The 4,251-nt window shown below is 59.0% G+C and carries 1 protein-coding gene and 4 pseudogenes; 1 reads left to right on the forward strand and 4 read right to left on the reverse strand.

Features of this window, described 5'->3' with window-relative positions; genetic code table 11:
* Positions 1-82: 82 nt before the first annotated feature.
* Positions 83-1,007: pseudogene (locus A2I95_RS26700) on the reverse strand (IS3 family transposase); the annotation flags it as partial.
* A 222-nt stretch (positions 1,008-1,229) separates the two neighbouring features.
* Positions 1,230-2,102 (reverse strand): annotated as a pseudogene (locus tag A2I95_RS42640) (transposase); the annotation flags it as partial.
* Here A2I95_RS42640 and A2I95_RS26710 point away from each other — a divergent pair.
* A pseudogene (locus A2I95_RS26710) lies at positions 1,998-3,129 on the forward strand (IS3 family transposase). The pseudogenes A2I95_RS42640 and A2I95_RS26710 overlap by 105 nt on opposite strands.
* Positions 3,130-3,153: 24 nt before the next feature.
* Here A2I95_RS26710 and A2I95_RS26715 read toward each other — a convergent pair.
* Positions 3,154-3,513 carry a hypothetical protein gene (locus A2I95_RS26715; protein WP_084294284.1) on the reverse strand — a complete coding sequence of 120 codons (360 nt, stop codon included), beginning with the start codon at positions 3,511-3,513 and terminating at the stop codon, positions 3,154-3,156.
* 228 nt (positions 3,514-3,741) lie between these two features.
* A pseudogene (locus tag A2I95_RS26720) lies at positions 3,742-3,964 on the reverse strand (transposase); the annotation flags it as partial.
* Positions 3,965-4,251 lie beyond the last annotated feature (287 nt).

A 4,251-nucleotide genomic window follows, 5' to 3' on the forward strand; every position in this document is an offset into this window, starting at 1 on the left:
CGGAGCTTGAGCAGCGTTGAATCGTGGAGATTGCGCCGCTTTCGTGCGATAATGAAGGGCACAGTGAATAGCCCCGCGTTTCTTAGACGCCTTCGTGTCTCAGTTTCTGCTGTCGTTCGAAGTCGACGGGCGACAGCATCCCGTTCCTCGCATGCTTGCGCTTCGGGTTGTAGAACATTTCGATGTAATCGAACACGTCCTGCCTGGCTTGGCCGCGTGTTCTGTAGGTTCGCCGCCGGATCCGTTCACGCTTGAGCAGGTTGAAGAAGCTCTCGGCGACAGCATTGTCATGGCAGTTTCCACGTCGGCTCATCGAATGCTCAAGATTGTGGGCCCGCAGGAAGGAAGCCCAGTCCATGCTGGTGAACTGGCTGCCCTGATCCGAATGGATCAGCACCTGGGCCTTCGGCTTTCGTCGCCAAACGGCCATTAGCAGCGCCTGCAGCACGACGTCGGTTGTCTGACGGCTTTGCATGCACCAACCCACCACGCGCCGGGAATAGAGGTCGATGACCACGGCGAGATAGGCGAAGCCCTCCTGGGTTCGGATGTAGGTGATGTCGGTCACCCAAACCCTGTCCGGGGCGCCGACGTCAAACTGTCGGTCGAGAGTGTTGTCGACCACGACGGACGGCTTGCCGCCATAGCTGCCCGGGCGACGCTTGTAGCCGATCTGCGCTTTGATGCCCGCCAGCTTGGTTAGTCGCGCCACACGGTTCGGGCAGATGCTCTCGCCCTGATCGAGCAGGTCATCGTGTAGCTTGCGATACCCGTAGACCTTACCGCTCTCGTCCCATGCTTTCCGGATCAGCTCGGTCTGGCGCTTGTCCTCCTGCGCCCGCTTGCTCAGCGGGGTCTTCAGCCAAATGTAGAAGCCGCTTGGCTGGATGCGCAGGCATCGGCACATCGCCCGCACAGAGAACTGTCCTCGATGCTCGGCCACGAACGCGTATCTCACTTTGCATCCCTGGCGAAATACGCGGTGACTTCCTAAGAAACAGCCGCTTCCGGGGGCCAGGGGCTAATGAATATCCCAACGTTCTGGCGCGTCGCCGCAGGTTGGTCAAAACACGTTGCCGATGACGTTCGTCGTAGGCGGCCGCACCCTGATCCTGGTATGTCATCCCGTCCCGAATGGCATTGTAGAACAAAACAGCGATCTTGCGGGCTGTCGCCGTGACCGCCTTCTGCTTGCCGATCCGTGATGACAGCCTCCGATAGAACGCGCCCAAGGCCGTGTCGCTTCGACCGATCGTCGTGGCCGCCAGGCGCAAGAGTGCCGCTGCACGGCTGGAGGACCGGCGTGTTCGCGAGGATAACAGCTTGCCGCCGGAGATCTTGTTTCCTGGAGCCAAACAAAGCCATGAGGTGAAGTGCTTGGCGCTCTTCCATGCCCTCAGGTCCGTGCCGCATTCGGCGATCAGCTTCAGAACCAGTGATGGCCCGAGACCGTGGATCTGTGTCAGATCCATGCCCAGCACCCCGTAGAGAGCAGCCCGCACATCGAAGGCAGGTGCATTGTGCTGCTTGCCCTTGATCCGCGCCTTGGGCAGCGGCGCCAGCTTCCCCCTGGCTTTGATGGTCAGCGCCGCCACGGCGGCCTCCAACTTGCCGTCGCAGTCTTCGATCCTGGCCTTGTAGAAATCGTACAATTCCAATGATTGCGTCAGGGCAAAAACGTGTTCACCCCGGTCATTGCCGACCAGCGCAGCCTTGATCGTGTCGATAGAGGATTTGCAGCGAATATCCCGGAATGCGGCGAGCACCTCCGGATCACGTTCGCCGACGACAATGGCGCGGATGATCCGCATACCCGTCGCGCCTGTGATGCCGGAGACGACATGATGCAACTGAAGGTTCATCTCCATCAGCGCCTTCTGCATGTGCTGGATATGGGCGGCCGCATACTCGGTGAGCCGTTCCCGTTGGTGCATGTCGGCAAGCAAGGTGGCGATCTCGGCGTCGGGCCGGAAACTACCGCGGAGCAGCCCATAGGAATGCAACTGGCGCAGCGGCGGAACTTTACAGATCAGTTTAAAGCCAAGGTTGCGCTTGAGGCGCTGCGCGGTGACAAGACCGTTCAGGAGATCGCAGCGAAGCATCAGCTGCACCCGAACCAGGTCAGCACCTGGAAGCGGCAGGCCATTGATGGGATGGCGGATGTGTTCTCCGGTGGTAAGCAAAGCGGCCCAACGGAAGCGGAGGTCAAGAACTGCATGCCAAGATCGGGAGGTTGGCAGTCGAGAATGATTTCTTGTCAGAAGGGCTCAAAAGGTGAGCCCCGGCAAGAAGCGCGCCATGATCCGTCGCGATCACCCGAAGCTCAGCATCAGCCAGCAGTGCAAGCTGGTTCAGCTCAGCCGCTCCGGGTTCTATTACACGCCGACCGGGATCAACCCTGACACGCTTGCGATGATGAATGGGATCGACCGCGTGTTCACGAAGTATCCGTTCTTCGGGTCGCGCCAGATCGCGGCATATCTGCGCCGGGAAGGCAAAACTGTTGGGCGCCATCGCGTGCGCCGCCTGATGGCCAGGATGGGTCTTGAGGCGATTTACAAGCGGCCGCGAACCAGCCAGCCGCATCCGCAACACCCGGTCTTTCCGTATTTGCTGAGAAAGAAAAAGATCGACCGGCCCAACCAGGTCTGGTGCGCCGACATCACCTTCATCCCGGTGAAGCGCGGCGTCCTCTATCTGGTCGCAATCATGGATTGGGCCACGCGCAAGGTGCTAAGCTGGCGGCTGTCGAACACGATGCACGCGGACTTCTGCGTTGACGCTTTGAAGGAGGCCATCGCCAAATTCGGTCCGCCCGAGATCATGAATACCGATCAAGGCTCCCAGTTCACCGGATTGGCTTGGATCACTTCACTGACCGAGGCCGGGGTGCGTATCTCGATGGATGGCCGCGGACGGTACATGGACAACATCTTCATCGAACGCCTGTGGCGGTCCCTGAAACAGGAAGCGGCCTATCTCGAGGAAATCCAGGACGGCTTTCAGGCCCGGCGGGTCATCAGCAACTGGATGGCATTTTACAACACCGAACGGCCCCATTCTTCCCTTGAGCGCAGAACGCCGAAGGAGGCATATTGGCGCGGTCGAGATCAGAAATTGGCGGCATGAAAACTAACCGGGATACACCTTAGATCAGCCGCTGACCTGTCCAGAAAACCGGGACCACTTCAGACAGATGCCTGCGCATCGTATCATGGCCCCGCGCGCGGGACCGTGGCGAGTGATCTCGAAGCCATGAGCCTCAAGGATCTCGAAAGCCGGTATCCGGTAAACGCCGGTCGACTCCATGGCCACGCTGGTAACACCGGACGACCGAAACCAGGCGGCAAGGTTGTGCAGATCCCGGGTAAACGTCCCGAAGGCGCGCACCGGCATAGCGTCAGCGTCGGGGTTTACAGCAGCCATGTGCATGGTCGAGCCGATATCAATCGCCGCCGCACAAGGATTGACCATCGTCAGGTCCGGGTGGCCGCCGGTCTTGGGCTTTGTCATGGCATTTCCTCCGTTCAAGGCGAAGGGCGTGGACCATACAAGTTCATCATCTTCCTAACCGGGATCGCCACGACAGCGGCGACACCACTCCCAAATGCGCATCAGCCCATGTGTCACGTTTTTTAACGGGGTCCAGCCCACCAATAAGCCATCGGCAACTGCCCTTCGAGTGAAGCGTATCACAGGCTGTTGCTACCGCGCACAGGCGGGCTGCGGCCCAGAACGGTTTTTTAGGATGTTGCGCTCCTCTGAAGCGCGCCAACTCCTTCTTCAGGCGACGGATCTCGGCGTCCTTCTCAACCTCCCCGGACGATGCTTTCGCAAACTGCCGTTTCCATGCATAGAGGGAGTGCTGACTGACCCAAAGACGCTCTGAAACCTCTTTGACCAGGTAACCCCGCCGGGTAATCTGCACGACAGCATCCCGCTTGAAATCGTCGCTGCTCATCATGGTCTCCTTGCCTCAAAGTTAGGGAAGAAGGCGCCCACTAACCATGGGGTTATTCAAAGCGCCATTTCGCGGCGACTGCACCAAAGTCTGCTTTGATGATATGCTAGTGTTTTTCAATACTGCCATCTGCTGCTAATCTCAGGTATGCACGGCTCTGATATACGTTTTTTTCCTCCAACCAATGCTCGAACCCATGAAGTTAGCGGTGCGGGGGCGTTTGTGTTTGTTTTTACGCTGGCCACAAGGCTGGGCGGAAAACTCCTGTGGGTGCGTGAAGCGTGGGACAC

The sequence above is a fragment of the Leisingera sp. F5 genome, from assembly GCF_001593695.1.

Bases quoted from the DNA above. Each gene is read 5' to 3' on its own strand.
- A2I95_RS26715 (WP_084294284.1), bottom strand. From the start codon at position 3,513: ATGACAAAGCCCAAGACCGGCGGCCACCCGGACCTGACGATGGTCAAT.